Origin of the sequence: Pannonibacter sp. XCT-53, from assembly GCF_009915765.1 — a bacterium.
Lineage (GTDB): Bacteria > Pseudomonadota > Alphaproteobacteria > Rhizobiales > Stappiaceae > Pannonibacter > Pannonibacter tanglangensis.
In genome coordinates this window covers 132379-147768 of the sequence record NZ_JAABLQ010000004.1, presented here as the reverse complement: position 1 = coordinate 147768, position 15390 = coordinate 132379, and the positions used below count along the sequence as shown (strand labels likewise).

Annotated in this window: 15 protein-coding genes and 1 tRNA gene; 12 read left to right on the top strand and 4 right to left on the bottom strand. The window is 69.1% G+C overall.

The window, feature by feature from the left end:
- From GWI72_RS19290 to GWI72_RS19275, 4 genes are all read left to right on the top strand, one after another.
- Positions 1-780 (top strand): crotonase/enoyl-CoA hydratase family protein, encoded by a 780-nt coding sequence (locus GWI72_RS19290; RefSeq protein WP_161709679.1) that lies wholly within the window; start codon positions 1-3, stop codon positions 778-780.
- 141 nt (positions 781-921) lie between these two features.
- Positions 922-997 (top strand) — tRNA-Thr (locus tag GWI72_RS19285).
- Between the two features lie 237 nt (positions 998-1234).
- Positions 1235-2023, top strand: a complete 789-nt coding sequence (locus GWI72_RS19280) for a hypothetical protein (protein WP_161709678.1) — start codon at positions 1235-1237, stop codon at positions 2021-2023.
- Positions 2024-2219: 196 nt separating this feature from the next.
- Positions 2220-3995: an SLC13 family permease gene (locus GWI72_RS19275; protein ID WP_161709677.1), complete on the top strand. Its 1776-nt coding sequence runs from the start codon at positions 2220-2222 to the stop codon at positions 3993-3995.
- Between the two features lie 105 nt (positions 3996-4100).
- Here the strand turns inward: GWI72_RS19275 and GWI72_RS19270 are convergent, their stop codons facing one another.
- Positions 4101-5885 carry a heme biosynthesis protein HemY gene (locus GWI72_RS19270; RefSeq protein ID WP_161709676.1) on the bottom strand — a complete coding sequence of 595 codons (1785 nt, stop codon included), beginning with the start codon at positions 5883-5885 and terminating at the stop codon, positions 4101-4103.
- 27 nt (positions 5886-5912) lie between these two features.
- Positions 5913-7190 (bottom strand): COG4223 family protein, encoded by a 1278-nt coding sequence (locus GWI72_RS19265; RefSeq protein WP_161709675.1) that lies wholly within the window; start codon positions 7188-7190, stop codon positions 5913-5915.
- Here GWI72_RS19265 and GWI72_RS19260 point away from each other — a divergent pair.
- Positions 7189-7824, top strand: a complete 636-nt coding sequence (locus tag GWI72_RS19260; RefSeq protein ID WP_161709674.1) for a hypothetical protein — start codon at positions 7189-7191, stop codon at positions 7822-7824. The genes GWI72_RS19265 and GWI72_RS19260 overlap by 2 nt on opposite strands.
- 92 nt (positions 7825-7916) lie before the next feature.
- Here the strand turns inward: GWI72_RS19260 and GWI72_RS19255 are convergent, their stop codons facing one another.
- Both GWI72_RS19255 and hemC read right to left on the bottom strand, forming a co-directional pair.
- On the bottom strand, positions 7917-8615 hold the full coding sequence (locus GWI72_RS19255; protein ID WP_161709673.1) for a uroporphyrinogen-III synthase: 699 nt from the start codon (positions 8613-8615) through the stop codon (positions 7917-7919).
- Between the two features lie 12 nt (positions 8616-8627).
- Positions 8628-9551: a hydroxymethylbilane synthase gene (gene hemC / locus GWI72_RS19250; protein ID WP_161677906.1), complete on the bottom strand. Its 924-nt coding sequence runs from the start codon at positions 9549-9551 to the stop codon at positions 8628-8630.
- 218 nt (positions 9552-9769) lie between these two features.
- Between hemC and tsaD the strand changes: the two genes are divergently transcribed.
- The 7 genes from tsaD (at position 9770) to GWI72_RS19215 (ending at position 15383) form a co-directional block, all read left to right on the top strand.
- Entirely contained in the window at positions 9770-10867 is a 1098-nt protein-coding gene (tsaD, locus tag GWI72_RS19245) for a tRNA (adenosine(37)-N6)-threonylcarbamoyltransferase complex transferase subunit TsaD (RefSeq protein ID WP_161709744.1), read from the top strand.
- Between the two features lie 235 nt (positions 10868-11102).
- The gene (locus tag GWI72_RS19240) at positions 11103-11552 is read left to right on the top strand and encodes an NUDIX hydrolase (RefSeq protein WP_161677904.1); all 450 of its coding nucleotides are present in this window, start codon (positions 11103-11105) and stop codon (positions 11550-11552) included.
- A gap of 2 nt (positions 11553-11554) precedes the next feature.
- Positions 11555-12562: an NAD(P)H-dependent glycerol-3-phosphate dehydrogenase gene (locus GWI72_RS19235; RefSeq protein ID WP_179956252.1), complete on the top strand. Its 1008-nt coding sequence runs from the start codon at positions 11555-11557 to the stop codon at positions 12560-12562.
- A 56-nt stretch (positions 12563-12618) separates the two neighbouring features.
- Positions 12619-12909 (top strand): YciI-like protein, encoded by a 291-nt coding sequence (locus tag GWI72_RS19230; protein WP_161677903.1) that lies wholly within the window; start codon positions 12619-12621, stop codon positions 12907-12909.
- 1 nt (position 12910) lies between these two features.
- Positions 12911-13336, top strand: a complete 426-nt coding sequence (locus GWI72_RS19225; RefSeq protein WP_161677902.1) for an EVE domain-containing protein — start codon at positions 12911-12913, stop codon at positions 13334-13336.
- Between the two features lie 73 nt (positions 13337-13409).
- Positions 13410-14090 carry a 50S ribosomal protein L11 methyltransferase gene (locus GWI72_RS19220; RefSeq protein WP_179959541.1) on the top strand — a complete coding sequence of 227 codons (681 nt, stop codon included), beginning with the start codon at positions 13410-13412 and terminating at the stop codon, positions 14088-14090.
- 120 nt (positions 14091-14210) lie between these two features.
- Positions 14211-15383, top strand: a complete 1173-nt coding sequence (locus tag GWI72_RS19215; protein WP_161677901.1) for a M20 aminoacylase family protein — start codon at positions 14211-14213, stop codon at positions 15381-15383.
- Positions 15384-15390: the final 7 nt, after the last annotated feature.

Sequence of the window (15390 nt, the reverse complement as noted above, 5' to 3'; positions counted from 1 at the left end):
ATGTTTGAGACCATTCGCATCGACACCGACCCGCGCGGGGTCGCCACGCTGACGCTGGCCCGGGCCGAGAAGCACAATTCCCTGTCCGCGACCATGATCGCCGAGCTGACAGCGGCGGCGGAGCAACTTGGTGCTGATCCAGCCGTGCGCGTGGTCATCCTGACCGGCGAGGGGGCAAGCTTCTGTGCCGGCGGGGACCTTGACTGGATGCGGGCGCAGTTCACCGCCGACCGGGCGACGCGCATCGCAGAGGCGCGCAAGCTGGCCGTGATGCTGCAGGCGCTGAACGAGCTGCCGAAGCCGCTGATTGGCCGGGTGCAGGGCCAGGCCTTCGGCGGCGGCATCGGCATGATGAGCGTCTGCGACGTCTGCATTGCCGTGGACGGCGCGAAATTCGGCCTGACCGAGACGCGCCTTGGTCTGATCCCGGCGACCATCAGCCCCTATGTCGTCGCCCGCATGGGCGAGGGCAAGGCACGGCGGGTGTTCATGTCGGCGCGCCTGTTCGATGCGGCGGAAGCCCGCGACCTCGATCTCGTCGCCCGGGTGGTGGCGGCCGAAGAGCTGGGTGTGGCGGTCGAGCGCGAGGTGAAGCCCTATCTGGCGGCGGCCCCCGGCGCGGTCGCCCGCGCCAAGGCGCTCGCCCGCTCGCTCGGCACGCCGATCACCGAGGCGGTGATTGCCGCCACCATCGAGCGGCTGGCCGATTGCTGGGAAGACCCGGAAGCGCATGAGGGCATTTCCGCCTTCTTCGACAAGCGCAAGCCGGCCTGGAGCTGACCGGGCGGGACAAATGCAGCAAGGGGGCTTGCATCCCCGGCTGCTCTCCGCTATCACCCGCACCAGCCGCGCGACGCGCCCCGCGCCTTGCCGGTTTTGCCTGTCATCGACAGGTTCCGTTCCGGACACCGGAACCGGATTGCCGCTGTAGCTCAGTTGGTAGAGCACGTCATTCGTAATGATGGGGTCGGGGGTTCGAGTCCCTTCAGCGGCACCAGCTTCCTCAAGTCAGCTGGCCTTGTTCAGTCATCGGGCCTTCCTCAGTCACCGGTTTGTGGATGCGAGCGCACGTCAGGCGCCTTCTGCCGCTTGACCGCTGCCTTCCCGCCAACGCAATCATCGGCAGGTGGATGTGCGCGGTGATTCGCGGCCGCAGCTGCGCGTTTGTGCGGCTGGCAAAGCGGCGAGCTCAGGCGTACGGGGCGGAACAGATGGGCGGGCAAGCGGGCTTGGGATGAGCGAGACAGGACTGATCGAGCTTATGCGCCGCATCGGGGCGCTCGGTCTGGCCGTGCTCGGTCTGGCGGGCGGGCTTACCGTGTTCTCGCCTCTGACCGGTCTTGTCTGCCTTGCGGCCGCCGTCGGCCTCTATGTTGGCCTGCCCTCGCAGAAGCCGCCGGCCGGTGCGGTCCAGCCGGAGTGGCAGCCCACGATCCTGATGTCCGACTGCATCGGCTTTCTCGTCGGCGTGCCCTTCTTTGCCCTGCCGCTGGTCGCCGCCGCCTATGTTCCCTCCGCCGTGGCGGGCTGGACGATGCTGCTGTTCCTGCCGGCCGCCTTCTGCTTCCCGATCTTCTATGTCTCGGCACGGCAGGCAACCTCCTGGGCCCGGTTCTTCGGCAACGGCTTTGAAGTGACCGACTTCGGACTGACCATGCGGCTGCGCTACACCGAGCTTGCCCGGGCCGAGATCCGGATCTGGCAACTGCCGCGCGGCCTCTCCCTGTTCGCGCCCTTTCTCGACCGGCGCCACGGCGTGACGCTGGTGGCCGGCTCCGCCCCCTCCAAGGCGCTGCGGCTGACCTCGAAGACCGGCGCCGTCTTCGTCATTGCAACCGAAGCCATCCCGGATCTGGAGCGGATCTTCGTCGACATGGACCGGGCCGGCATCGAGCTGCCGAAGGGGCTGTCGGACCTTGGCCGCCGCCGCATCCGCCGCGTGCGCGAAAAGCGCTGGGGCAAGGTGGAACCCGAGCCGACACCGGCCCGGAAGGACCAGGGCCGCTTCGGCCGAACCCTTTGAGCTGGCAAGGGCAACGCCGGCAGCACGGCGGCGCTCCTGACCGATTGTTCCTGCAGACCGATGATCCGGAGCAACCGATTTCGCGATTGCGCCGTTTGGCGCTTGCCGATTGCTTCATCGTTGCCGTCGGGCAATGCTACTGTCCGAAACAAGGGTGACGCCGACGGGGCGCGCCGGGGGGAGCCACGCGCAGCACATGACCTTTGACCAGTTTCTCGTTTTCCTGCTGCTCGGCCTCGTCATTCTGGGATTCGTCAAGGAAATCTACCCGCCGGAGCTGACCGCCCTGGCGGCATCGGCGGTTCTGCTGGCTGTCGGCATCCTCGACACGCGCGAGTTCCTGGGGGTCTTTTCCAACAGTGCCCCGATCACCATCGCCATGATGTTCATCATCAGCGCCGCGCTGGAACGGACCGGGGTGCTGCAGATCCTTGGCGACGTGCTGCACCGGCATTCCCGCGGCTCCTACCTGCGCGCGGTGTTCATCATGATGCTGTTCGCCATCACCGCCTCAGCCTTCATGAACAACACGCCGGTGGTGGTCCTGCTGGCGCCCGTCATGATCGCCGTGGCCGCCAGCCTCGGCACGACGCCGTCCAAGTTCCTGATCCCCCTGTCCTATGCCGCCATCTTCGGCGGAACGATCACCCTGATCGGCACCTCCACCAACATCCTGATGAGCGGCATCGCGACCAAGGCCGGGCTGGAACCGATCGGCATGTTCGAGATGAGTGGTCCCGGGTTGATCTTTGCCGTCGCGGGCCTTGTCTACATGCTTTTTGCCGTGCGCTACCTGCTGCCGGAACGCCAGTCGATGGCCGGTCTGCTGAGCCAGGGCGGCTCCCGCCGCTTCATGGCCCGCCTGCTGATCCCGAGCGGCTCGCGCTATGTCGGCAAGACGCTGGCCGACCTGCCCTTCACCGGCGCAGGCACGCGGATCCTCGACGTGCTGCGCGGCGAACTTTCCCTGCGCCATCGGCTGGACGATCTGACCCTGATGGGGGGTGACCGCATCGTGGTGAAGACGGGAACCGGCGAGATCCTTGCCCTCAAGGAAAATGGCCAGATCGAATTCCGTGACGTCGCCGACCAGGGCTTCGAGCCGGTGGCAGCCGACCAGACCCTGATGCTCGAGGCCAGCGTCGGGCCCAATTCGCATCTGATCGGCCGCTCGCTCAGCGCCCTCAACCTGCGCCGCACCTATGGCGTCTATGTCATGGCCGTGCACCGGCAGGACCGCAACATCTCCGACGAGATCGACCATCTCCGGCTGCAGTTTGCCGACACGCTGCTGCTGGAGGGCCCGGCAGAAGGGCTGCAGCGTCTGGCAGAGGACGAGGGACTGATCAACCTCTCGGCACCGCAGGAACGCGCGATCCGCCGCCACAAGGCCCCGATCGCCATCGCCACCATTGCCGGCGTCATGCTGCTGGCCGCCTTCGGCGTGATGCCGATTGAAGGACTGGCCGTGATCGGCGCCGTCATCGTCATGATGACGCGCTGCATCGATCCGGTGGACGCGTTCGAGTCCGTCGACTGGCGCATCCTGTTCCTGATCTACGGCATGCTGGGCTTCGGCATCGGCCTCGAGAAGACCGGCTCGGTCCAGCTGATCGTCGACAGCGTCATGACCCTGATTGGCCATGCGCCGCCCATCGTCATCCTGGCCGTGGTCTACTGCCTCACCTCGGCCTTGACGGAAGTGGTCAGCAACAACGCCGTCGCGGTGCTGGTGGGGCCGATCGCCATTGCGCTCGCGCAGCAGCTGGGCCTTGATCCCCGGCCCTTCATCATGGCCGTGATGTTTGCCGCCAGCGCCAGTTTCGCGACGCCCATCGGCTACCAGACCAACACCTTCGTTTACAGCGCCGGTGGCTACCGGTTCCGCGATTTCCTCGTGGTCGGCGTGCCGCTCAACGTCCTGTTCGCGATCATCTCGGTGCTGGTGATCCCGATCTTCTTCCCGTTCTGAGCCGGCAGGGGCCGGCGCCCATCGCGGGCGCAAGCCGGCCATCCGCAGCTCTGGCCTCGCCGGGGCCGGGCGAGGCCGTCTGTCGCCGCAGCTTTGGCAGCGGGATCAGCCGAAGAAGGCCGGCCCGGGTTCCCGCGCCTTGGTCGGCCCCTCGTCCGGGTCGGCATCCGGCCCGGGATCATCCGGCATCCGCCCGGGCGCGAGGCCGGCGGGGGCGGTGAAGGGAAGGTTGGCACCGATGCGCGGTGGCTTGTAGGCAGGACCGGTGCTCTCCTTGCCGGTGACACTTGCGGTCTCGGCTGACCCGGCTCTTGCGGCAGATGCCGGTGTCGCCCCTTCAACCGCCGGGGACGGCCGGGCGGCCTCGGCCGCCTTCGGTCTTGCCACCACCTCGGCCTCGATGATCTCGGCCGCAGGGGCAGGCCCGGACGCCATGTCGGATGCGGGAGCGGACGACGGCGTGGTCGCCTGGGAGGCAGCGCGGTCGGGAGCCTGCCCCATCGCCGGTGCGCCGGCAGCCGCCGCCAGCACGCTGACGCCCGCCTCGCCGGCGCTCGCCAGAAGCGGTGCGTCGAACAGGGCGTCCTCGACCAGCGGCGCGTCCGGCGTCGGACCAACGGGCCGCGACCAGACGAAGGCATCGAGCCGGCCTGTCACCGGCGAGACCGGCCGCCAGTCCGGAGACACGACGCCGTCTGCCATCCAGACCATGTCGGCCGGGGCCTGCACGGCCCGGGCCAGCCACTCGCGCATGCGGCCCCGGTCGCCATGCTCGGCCTCTTCCAGTTCCGCCATCAGCACGAAGGCGCCGCGGCTCGGCTCGGTGGTGAGGGCAAATTTCAGCTGCTCGCGTGCCTCGTCGAACTTGCGCGCCTCCAGCGCCGCGCGCGCCACGGCCAGCGCACCGGTGGCAGTATGGGCGCGCATCTGGGCCAGGGTCTTGACCCGCTTCAGCCGGTCGAGGGCGGAATCGCCGATCCGGGCATGGGCATAGGCATCAGCCAGATCCGGGTGCGGCGCAAGTTTCCAGGCGGCCTCGAGGGTCTTGGTCGCCTTGCGGATGTCGCCCTTGCGGGTGGCGAGCCGGGCAAGCACAACGGCCGCCGGCACGAGATCGGTCGCCAGCCCGTGCGCCTCCTTGGCCAGCGCCATGGCCTGGTCCGGATCCCGATCCTCCATCTCCAGCGCCCGGGCCGTCAGCAGCACGGCGCGGTGGCGGCGATAGGTCGGCTTGTCGATCAGCTTGGCGGTATAGTTGCGCTCCAGGGTCGCAACCGCTGCCTCGAAGTCATTGGCGACCGCCTGATAGCCCAGAACCGCGCGTCCGGCCCAGTCGAGACCGGGCTGGCTCTTCAAGGCCTCCTCGGCATAGTGACGGGCGGCAACCGGTTCGCCCTGCCGCTCGGCCTCGATGAAGAGGCCATGCAGGCCGAGAGCGCGGGTTTCGGGGCTGTCGAGCATGGCCTCAAAGCGCTGCCGCGCCTCCGCATGCTGACCGGACAACTGGGCAGCCTGGGCCAGCAGCAGCTTGGCCGCCGGTTCCCGGCCGAGGAGCTTGTCTGCCTCGAGGCCCAGCTTGCGGGCGAGGCGGGCATTGCCGCTGCCCAGGGCAATGAGGCCAGAGGACAGGGCCTGATACCCGCGGTCCCGGCGCCGCCGGCGGAAGAACCGGCTGGCGATCTTCGGCGACCGCAGGATCGTCAGCACCAGCCATACGGCCCCGAGAAACAGACCGAGGAGCACGCAGAGCAGGAGCAGCGCGACGAGCGGCGGCTGTTCCCAGACATAGCCTTCCCATCCGATGGAAATCACACCGGGCAGATCGGCCATCCACGCAAGGCCAAGAGCGACAGCGAACAGCAGGGCGAAAAAGACGAAGGCACGGATCATGCCGGTTGCTCCTGGTTCAGGGTCACCTCAGTTGCCCTTGCGGGCGATGGCGGACAGCACGGCACTGGCCGTGTCGCTGGTCAGCCGGTCGACCGCGACCCGGGCGCGCGCCGCTTCGGCCCAGCTTGCAGCCGGCGCCTGCGCGGTTGCCGGCAGCCGGCCGTAGGCCTCCAGGGCAGCTGGCAGGTCGCCCGCCTTGACGGCAATCTCCATCCGGCGGAGCTGGGCTTCCGGCCCCTCGCCGCTGGCGTCGCCCGGCCCGCGCACGGCAACCAGCGAGGCCGCGCTGGTCAGCAGATTGTCGAGCACGCTGGCATTGGGATCGGTCTGGGCAAAGGTCGCATGAATGGCCCGCGCGAGCGGGGGAAACTGCGCCATCAACTGGGCCGTCGGCGCGATGCCCCGGGCCGCATTGGCCTCAAGCGCGGCCATGTCGGCGGCGGAGGCCTCGCCCAGCGCAGCCTTGACGGCGGCCAGCTCGGTGACGAAGGGCCGACCGGCGTCGACCGCCGCGCGCAGGGCCGAAACCGACAGCGCCCGCGCCGCCATCTCGCGCGCCGACGCATCCCCCATGGTCTCCTCGACCGCAGCCAGACGTTGACCCAGGGCCTCGGTGGCCTGACGCAGGTCGGCCAGCGCGGTTTCGCTGCGCCCCGTCAGGGCGGCGAGCTCGTCGGCAAGCCGCGACATCGCCTCGGCATCGCGCACCTGCCCGTCGGAAAGGCTCTTCAGCGCTGCATCGGAGGCCGAGACAGCAGCCTGCACGCTTGCCAGCGCCGAGTTGACCGCCTGCAGGCCCTGCTGCAACGTCGCCACCTGGGCCACGGCCTCGCCGCCTGGAGCTGCATCTGTGGCTGCGGGCTGCGCCGTCGACGGCGCGGCCGCAGGTGCCGCGCCCACGGTTTCCAGACGGGCCGTCAACTCCGTCAGCCGGGACTGGTTGTCGCTGCGCACGGAATCGACCATGGCCGTCAGCCGCGCCTCAAGATCGCGCAGCGCCCCGTCGCCCCCGCTTGCGGGCGCCGTTGCCGCGCTGGCCTGCTGGGCAGCCACCTCGGCAAGCTGGCGCTCCAGCGTGTCGAGCCGCACCCGGTCGGCCAGGGCATCATCCGAGACGGCCGGAGCCGCCGCCTTCAGCGGCAGCAGGCCGGTCTGGTTGAGGGTGTAGAAGGTTCCGATCAGCGCCACGCCGACCAGCAGGGCCGCCGCCATCGCGCCGGCAAAGCTGACGCCCGTGGCCGGCATCCGGTCGGCAGAGGCTGCAGGCGGGGTCTGGCCGGTCGCCGGTTTCTCGGGCGCAGCCATGGACGCCGCAGGCTTGCCGCCCTGTGACGCGGAGGAAGAAGAAGAGGACGAGGAGGTGGAGGAGGACGACGATGACGCGGACGGGGGCGCCGGCGGCACGGCCGGAGCCGACCCCGTTCCAGCCGCGGCAGCCGATGATCCGGCCGAAGCGGCAGCGGACGATGCGGCCGGAGCCGATGCCGGAGAGGACGCAGACGATGGATTACCCGAAGGACCGGACGGCTGGGCCGTGGGACTGGATTGGGACGTGGGCCCGGCAGCGGCAGCAGCGCTGCCCGGCATCGGGGAAGAGGCAGCGGCGGCACCCGAGGCGGCAGCAGCCGAAGCGCTGCCCGCACCCGAACCCGCCCGCGCGGCTGTCTCCGGCCTGGTCGCAGACGCGGCACCCGCTCTGTCGGTGGCAGGCTTGTCGGCGCCCGGCTTGTCTGACGAGGTCTTGTCGGCGGCACGGGCGTCGGCCTTTGCCTCGACCTTGGCCTCGACCTTTTCAGGCACCACGTCGATGGTGACGGGCCGGCGGTTGCCTGGCTTGCCCGTTTCACCTGCTTTCGGAGACGAGGCGCCTGCCCCGGCACCCGGTCCGGTTCCCGGCGTGTCCTTATCGGAGACCATCGCGTTCCCTCCTCTCCCCTGACGGCGTTCTGCCACCGTCAACTATACACACGGAACCTTGCCGGGGCACCGCGACCAATGGTCGAGCCCGCACCAAGGACTCGCCCGCCGCAGTTAACAGCAGGTGAAGGCCCGGGCGAAGAGTGCCGGCTCGTCCGGCGTCGCGGCCCATTCCACCGGCCCGAGGGCCGACAGCGGTGCGCCCGCCTTCGCCGACAGGGCGATGATGCGCGGCAGCACCCGTGGCGCGGTCCGTTGCAGCAAGGTGGCGCAGACCTCGGCCGTCCGCGCGGAATAGACCAGGATCGCGTCGATCTCCTGCGCCTTCAGCATCGCATCCACGCCCTCCGGCCAGTCGGAAACGGGATCCGTGCGGTAAAGTTCCACCACCTGGCAGAAGATCCCGGACCGGCGCAGGTGGCCTTCCAGATCGCCTGCCCGGTCCCGCCCGGCGCCATAGAGGACAACGCCATTGCCATGGCTGATGCGGATCAGCGCCGCCAGATCGCTGGAATCGCCATCGGCCGAGAGCACCTGCCGGAAACCGGCCTGCCGCGCGGCAGCCGCCGTGCGTGCGCCGACGGCGTAGAACGGCAGACCGGCGAGCTGGCGCAGCTGCGGATGCCGGGCGAGCACCTCGACAGCCTGGCCGCTGGTCACCGCGACAGCGGTGACGACGTCCAGTTCCATCTGCTCCGGCGGGGTCTGCACCACCGTCAGCAAGGGGGCCTCCAGCGCCACATGCCCCATCATCCGCAGCCGCCGTGCGGTCGCGGCACAGAAGGGCTCCGGCCGGGTCACGAGAACGCGCATGCCTCCTCCCGGTCAGACGGCAAAGAAGCCGGGTCCGCCCAGCGCCTTCAGATGGCGCCCGGCCTCGCGGCCGATCGCCTCGGCTGCCTCGACGGGCCCCTCGCGCGTCAGCTCATGCAGCTCGCTGCCATCCGGCTTGAGGATCAGCCCGCGGAACGACAGGCGCCCGCCCTCAACCGTGGCCAGCCCGCCGATCGGCGTGCGGCAGGATCCGTCCAGTTCGGCCAGGAACGCGCGTTCGCACGTGAGGCGCAGCTCGGTCTCGTGGTGGTGGATGGGCGCCAGCATGGCCAGGACAGGCGCGTCACCCGCCCGGCTCTCGATGCAGATCGCCCCCTGCCCCACCGCCGGCAGGAAGGTGTCGGTGTCGAGCAGGCTGGTGACGACATCCGCAAGGCCAAGACGGCGCAGCCCGGCATAGGCCAGAAGGGTCGCATCGACCTGCCCCTCCTCGAGCTTCTTCAGCCGGGTCTGCACGTTGCCACGGTACATCACCACCTCGATGTCAGGCCGCAGGCGCTTGATCATGGCCTGACGGCGCAGCGACGACGACCCCACGACGGCGCCCTGCGGCAGATCCTCAAGCCGCTTGGCCCTGGGCGAGATGAAGGCGTCGCGCACATCCTCGCGCGGCAGGAACGCGGTCAGCGCCAGTCCGTCGGGCAGATGGGTGGGCATGTCCTTGGAAGAATGGACGGCGATGTCGATGCGACCGTCAAGCAGCGCTTCCTCGATCTCCTTCGTGAACAGGCCCTTCCCGCCCGCTTCCGACAACGGCCGGTCGAGGATCTGGTCGCCGGACGTCTTGATGACCACGATCTCGAAATCCGCTTCGGCGAGACCATGGGCGGCCATCAGCCGGCTGCGGGTTTCGTGGGCCTGGGCCAGCGCCAGCGCGCTGCCCCGGGTACCGATACGCAAAGGTTTTGATTGCAAGACGAAGGATCCGGGTGTTAGGGGCACTCTCAAGGGTTTGAAGCACAATAGGCGGTCAAGCGCCACTGGCCAATGCAGCTCTGCGCCCGATCTTGATCGGGACGCGACCTGCAAGGCGCCGGATGCCGGACCCGACCCGACAGGACCGGCCGCCCCGGAGGCCGGGACAACCGCCGCACCGGAAGCCCCGGATGCCCATGCCGACGGATACCCGCATGCTGACCGTTCTTGGCATCGAAACCAGTTGCGACGAGACCGCCGCCGCAGTCGTGCGCGGCGCGGATGGGCAGGGCACGCCGCCCGTCATCCTCTCCAACGTTATCCGCTCGCAGATCGACGAACACACCGAGTTTGGCGGCGTGGTGCCGGAGATTGCCGCCCGCGCCCATATCGCCGTGCTCGACCGCATCGTCGCCGAGGCCATGGCCGAGGCCGGCGTCGGCTTTGACGAGATCGACGCCGTCGCAGCCACCGCCGGTCCCGGACTGATCGGCGGCGTCATTGTCGGCCTGATGACCGCCAAGGCCATCGCCATGGCCGCCGGCAAGCCGCTGCTGGCGATCAACCATCTCGAAGGGCACGCCCTGACCGCGCGCCTGACGGATGACCTGGCGTTTCCCTATCTGCTGCTGCTCGTTTCCGGCGGCCACACCCAGTTCCTGCTGGTGAAGGGTGTCGGCGACTACGAGCGCCTCGGCTCCACCATCGACGACGCCATTGGCGAGGCCTTCGACAAGACGGCAAAGCTCCTCGGCCTGCCCTATCCCGGCGGCCCCGCCGTCGAACGCATGGCCCGCGAGGGCAATCCGAAGCGCTTCGCCCTGCCGCGCCCGCTGCTCGACCGGCCTGGCCTCGACATGTCCTTCGCCGGCCTCAAGACGGCCCTGCGCAATGCCGCCGAAAAGGCCCAGCCGGTTGACGAACAGACCGCGCGGGACCTCTGCGCCGGCTTCCAGCGAGCCGTCTCCGATGTGCTCGCCCATCGCACCCGCACTGCCCTCAGCCTCTTCGCCGAGCGCTTTCCCGACGCCGAAAAGGTCATCGTTGTCGCTGGCGGCGTCGCGGCCAATTCCGAAATCCGCGCCGCGCTGGATGACGCCTGCCGCACTGCCGGCGCCCGCTTCGTCGCCCCGCCGCACCGCCTGTGCACCGACAATGCCGCGATGATCGCCTGGGCCGGCATCGAGCGCCTCGAGATCGCCGCCCGTGCGGGAGAGATCCTGGACGACCAGTCCGTCGCCCCCCGCCCCCGCTGGCCCCTCGACGAAACCTCCGCCAGCCTCCTCGGCGCCGGCAAGAAAGGCGCGAAGGTGTGAGAAGCACAGTCTCCCGTGCAATCGGGCGCCATTCGCCGCACGCTCGGGGCTGAAACAAGCTGCAGACAGGCTCGACCGCTCCTTCGTCATCCCGGCCGACCAACGCGAGAGCCGGGATGACATCGACCGATGCAGGCCGGAACGCCTTCCGATAACCGCCAGACGCCACAAGCCCGGTTCACAGCCTGCCGCGAACTTGCTAGGCAGGGGGCCGTTTCGGTCCGGATGTCTCTTCATGCGCGTGCTTCACAAGGCCTATGTCTACCTGACCTCGGGGCGCCGGCTGTTGGTGTTCCGCCAGCCGGACCAGCCGGAGATCGGGCTTCAGGTTCCCGGCGGCACGCTGGACCCCGGCGAAAGCCATCTCATCGGCGCCCGGCGCGAGTTCCACGAGGAAACCGGCCTGGTGCTGGACGGCGCGCTTGATCATCTCGCTGACCAGGACCACCTCTTCGACAACACGCGCGGCCGCGACCTGCACCGCAGGCGGCATTTTCACGCCCGCGTGCCACGAATCGAACGGGACGAGTGGGACCATTTCGAGATGACGCCGAACGACGGCGGTGCGCCGATCCGCTTCCGCCTGTTCTGGCTGGATCTCGATGCGCCCGTCGACCCGGCGGCATTCTATGAGGGCTTCGGCGCGCAGCTGCCGCTGTTGCGCCAGCGCGTGAGCGGGGGCTGACCATGGCAGACTACGACAGCATCGGCGTGATCGGCGGCGGCGCCTGGGGAACGGCGCTGGCCCTGTCGGCCGCCCGCGCCGGCCGCCGCGTCACCCTCTGGGCCCGCGACACCGCGCTTGTCGCGGAGCTGCGCACCCGGCAAAGCAACAGCGCCTACCTGCCAGGCATCACCTTCGATGAACGCCTCGAGGCAACGACAGATCTTGCGGCGGCGGCGGCCGCCAGTGCCCTGCTGCTGGTGACCCCGGCCCAGACCACCCGCAGCCTCGCCGCAAGCCTGCGACCGCATCTGCGGCCCGGCAGGCCGGTCGTCCTCTGCGCCAAGGGCATCGAGCGGGGCACGGGCCATCTCCTGTCCGAGATCCTCGCCGAAGAGGTTCCTGAGGCGCAGGCAGCGGTGCTCTCCGGCCCGAGCTTTGCCATGGACGTCGCGCGTGGGCTTCCCACGGCGGTGACCGTGGCCGCCCGCGACGGCGCCGTCGCCGACGGTCTCGCCCGGGCCCTCGCTTCCGCCAGTTTCCGCCCCTATGCCTCGACGGATCTCGTCGGCGTGCAGATTGGCGGGGCGCTGAAGAATGTCCTGGCGATTGCCTGCGGCGCGGTGGTCGGCCGCAAGCTCGGCGCCAGCGCCCAGGCAGCCCTGACGGCGCGCGGCTTTGCCGAGCTGACACGCCTTGGCACGGCGCTCGGCGCCCGGCCGGAAACGCTGACCGGGCTTTCGGGTCTGGGAGACCTCGTCCTCACCTGTTCCTCGGCGCAGTCGCGCAACTTCGCCTTCGGCCTGAAGCTCGGGGAAGGCCGTTCGCCGGGTGATCTGATCGCCAGCGGCGAGAAGCTGGCGGAAGGGGCCCACTCGGCCCGCATCGCCGTGGAGCTTGGACGCCGCCACAAGGTGATGCTCCCGCTCTGCGAGGCCGTTGCCGGCGTTCTCGACGGCCAGATGACCATCGACGAGGCCCTGACCGCGCTGATGAGCCGCCCGTTGCGGCGGGAGGCGAGCAGCGATTGAGTTCGCGGCCAAGGCCGCATAGGTTGCCTCGACCCGCCAACGCCGGAGACCCCCGCATGCTGTATGCCCTGATCTGCAAGGACAAGCCGAATTCCCTGCAACTCCGTCTCGACACCCGCCCCGCGCATGTGGACTTCCTGAAAGGTCTGGGCGACCGCCTGAAGGCCGCCGGCCCCTTCCTCGACGAGTCGGGTGCCATGACCGGCAGCCTCGTCATCATCGAGGCGGAGAGCCGTGACGCGGCTCTGGCCGTGTCGCAACAGGACCCCTATGCCCGTGCCGGCCTGTTCGAGAGCGTCGAGATCAAGGCCTGGAACTGGGTGATCAAGAACCCGGAGGCGAAGTAACGTGCGCTACTGGCTGATCAAGTCCGAGCCTGACGTCTGGTCCTGGGAGCAGCAGAAGGCCAAGGGAGCCGCCGGCGAGGAATGGACCGGCGTGCGCAACTATCTCGCCCGCAACAACATGCGGGCGATGCAGCTCGGCGACCGGGCCTTCTTCTACCACTCCAACATCGGCAAGGAGATCGTCGGCGTCGCCGAGGTCTGCAGCGGCATCGCGCCCGACAGCACCTCGGAGGACCCCCGCTGGGACTGCGTGCATTTCCGGGCCGTCTGCGACGTACCGCGGCCCGTCAGCCTGGCGGCCGTGAAGGCCGAGCCACGCCTTGCCCAGATGGCCCTGGTCACCTCCATGCGCCTGTCGGTGCAGCCGGTGACCGAGGAGGAATGGAAGGTCGTCTGCGAGATGGGCGGCCTCGACCCCAACGTCTGAGCGGACAAGCCCGTCGGCAGCCCCTGCAAGGCCGGGCCGATGGCGCTCCCTCTCGAACCCGAAAGGCCCTCTGGTGGCTGGCATAACCGATCCGAAGGACTTTATCCGCCGCAACACCGAGGTGCTGCCGGTTCCCCATGCGTCCGAGATCCGGTTGCATCTGGCGTCCGAGGCGATGGACCTCTGGCAGAAGACAGAGGACGAACTCGGCGAGATCGGCCTTCCGCCCCCGTTCTGGGCCTTTGCCTGGGCTGGCGGACAGGCGCTTGCCCGCTACATCCTCGACAATCCGGAGCTGGTCGCCGGCAAGCGCGTGCTGGACTTCGCCGCCGGCTCGGGTGTGGTTGCAATCGCGGCCCGCATGGCCGGCGCGCGCGAGGTGCTCGCCGTCGAGATCGACGCCTTCGCCATCGCCTCCATCGAGCTGAACGCCGCCCTGAACGGTGTCGAGGTCGCGACCCGCCTGGGTGACATCACCGGCGAGGCCCCGCCGGAGGTCGAGGTTCTGGTCTGCGGCGACGTCTTCTACGAGCTGCCGATGACGAAGCGGATCCTCGAGTGGCTTGGCCGGATGGATCCGGACCGAAGCACCATCCTCGTTGGCGATCCCGGCCGCTCCTACCTGCCGAAGGACCGGCTGGACCATCTGGCCACCTACACCGTGCCGGTGATCCGCAGCCTGGAGGATTCGGAAGTGAAAAGGACCAGCGTCTATCGCTACCGCGCCCCTGTGGAGCAACGGCCGCCAGCCTGACGCCTCCGACAACCAGCTCAAGCACCAATCCGGCTTGCACTTTGCGGGCCAAACCCGTCCAATGAAACCCTGTTCCGCCGGCGCCGCCTCAAGGCCCGGCCAACCGTCCGGGAGTTGTGAATGCCGATCGTCAACCGCCTTGCCGATCTCGCCGATGAAATCGCCGCCTGGCGCCGCGATTTCCATGAGAACCCGGAGGTGCTCTACGAAACCGTTCGCACGGGCGCCCGCGTGGCCGAGCTGCTGACGAGCTTCGGCGTCGACGAGGTGACCACAGGCATCGGCAGGACGGGTGTCGTCGGCGTCATCAAGGGCCGGAACGGCGGTGCCGGCAAGGTCATCGGCCTGCGCGCCGACATGGACGCCTTGCCGATCGAGGAAGCAACCGACCTGCCCTATGCCTCGAAGATCCCCGGCAAGATGCACGCCTGCGGCCACGACGGCCACACCTCGATGCTGCTGGGCGCGGCCAGGTACCTCGCCGAGACGCGCAACTTCGACGGCACCGTGATCGTCATCTTCCAGCCCGCCGAGGAAGGCGGGGCCGGAGCGCGGGCAATGATCGAAGACGGCCTGATGACCCGCTGGGCCATCGACGAAGTCTATGGCATGCACAACATGCCCGGCCTGCCGGTCGGCGAGTTCGCCATCCGCACCGGCCCGATCATGGCCGCGACCGACGAGTTCCGCATCGACATCTCCGGCCGCGGCGGCCATGCCGCCAAGCCGCAGGAGACCATCGACCCGATCATCATCGGCAGCCAGATCGTCAGCGCCCTGCAGACGATCGCCAGCCGCACGGTCAACCCGCTGGATTCGGTCGTCGTCTCGGTCACCGTCTTCGAGGCCGGCACCGCCTTCAATGTCATTCCGGAAACCGCAACCCTGCGCGGCACCATCCGCAGCCTGACGCCGGAAACCCGGGCGCTCGCCGAAGAGCGCCTGCGCCTGATCACCGGCTCCGTCTGCGCTGCCTTTGGCGCAACGGCGGAGATCCATTTCCGCCGCGGCTATCCGGTGACGTCCAACCACGAGGCGGAAACGGAGTTTGCCGCCAGCGTGGCCGAGGAGATCGCCGGCCCGGGACGCGTCAACCGCAAGGTCGAGCCGATGATGGGCGGCGAGGACTTTGCCTTCATGCTGCTGGAACGTCCGGGCGCCTACATCTTCGCCGGCAATGGCGACAGCGCCGGCCTGCACCACCCGCGCTACGACTTCAACGACGACCTCATCCCCGTCGGCAGCTCCTTCTGGGTCCGCCTCGCCGAACGCGCGTTGGAAAAGGCAGGCTGACACGCCG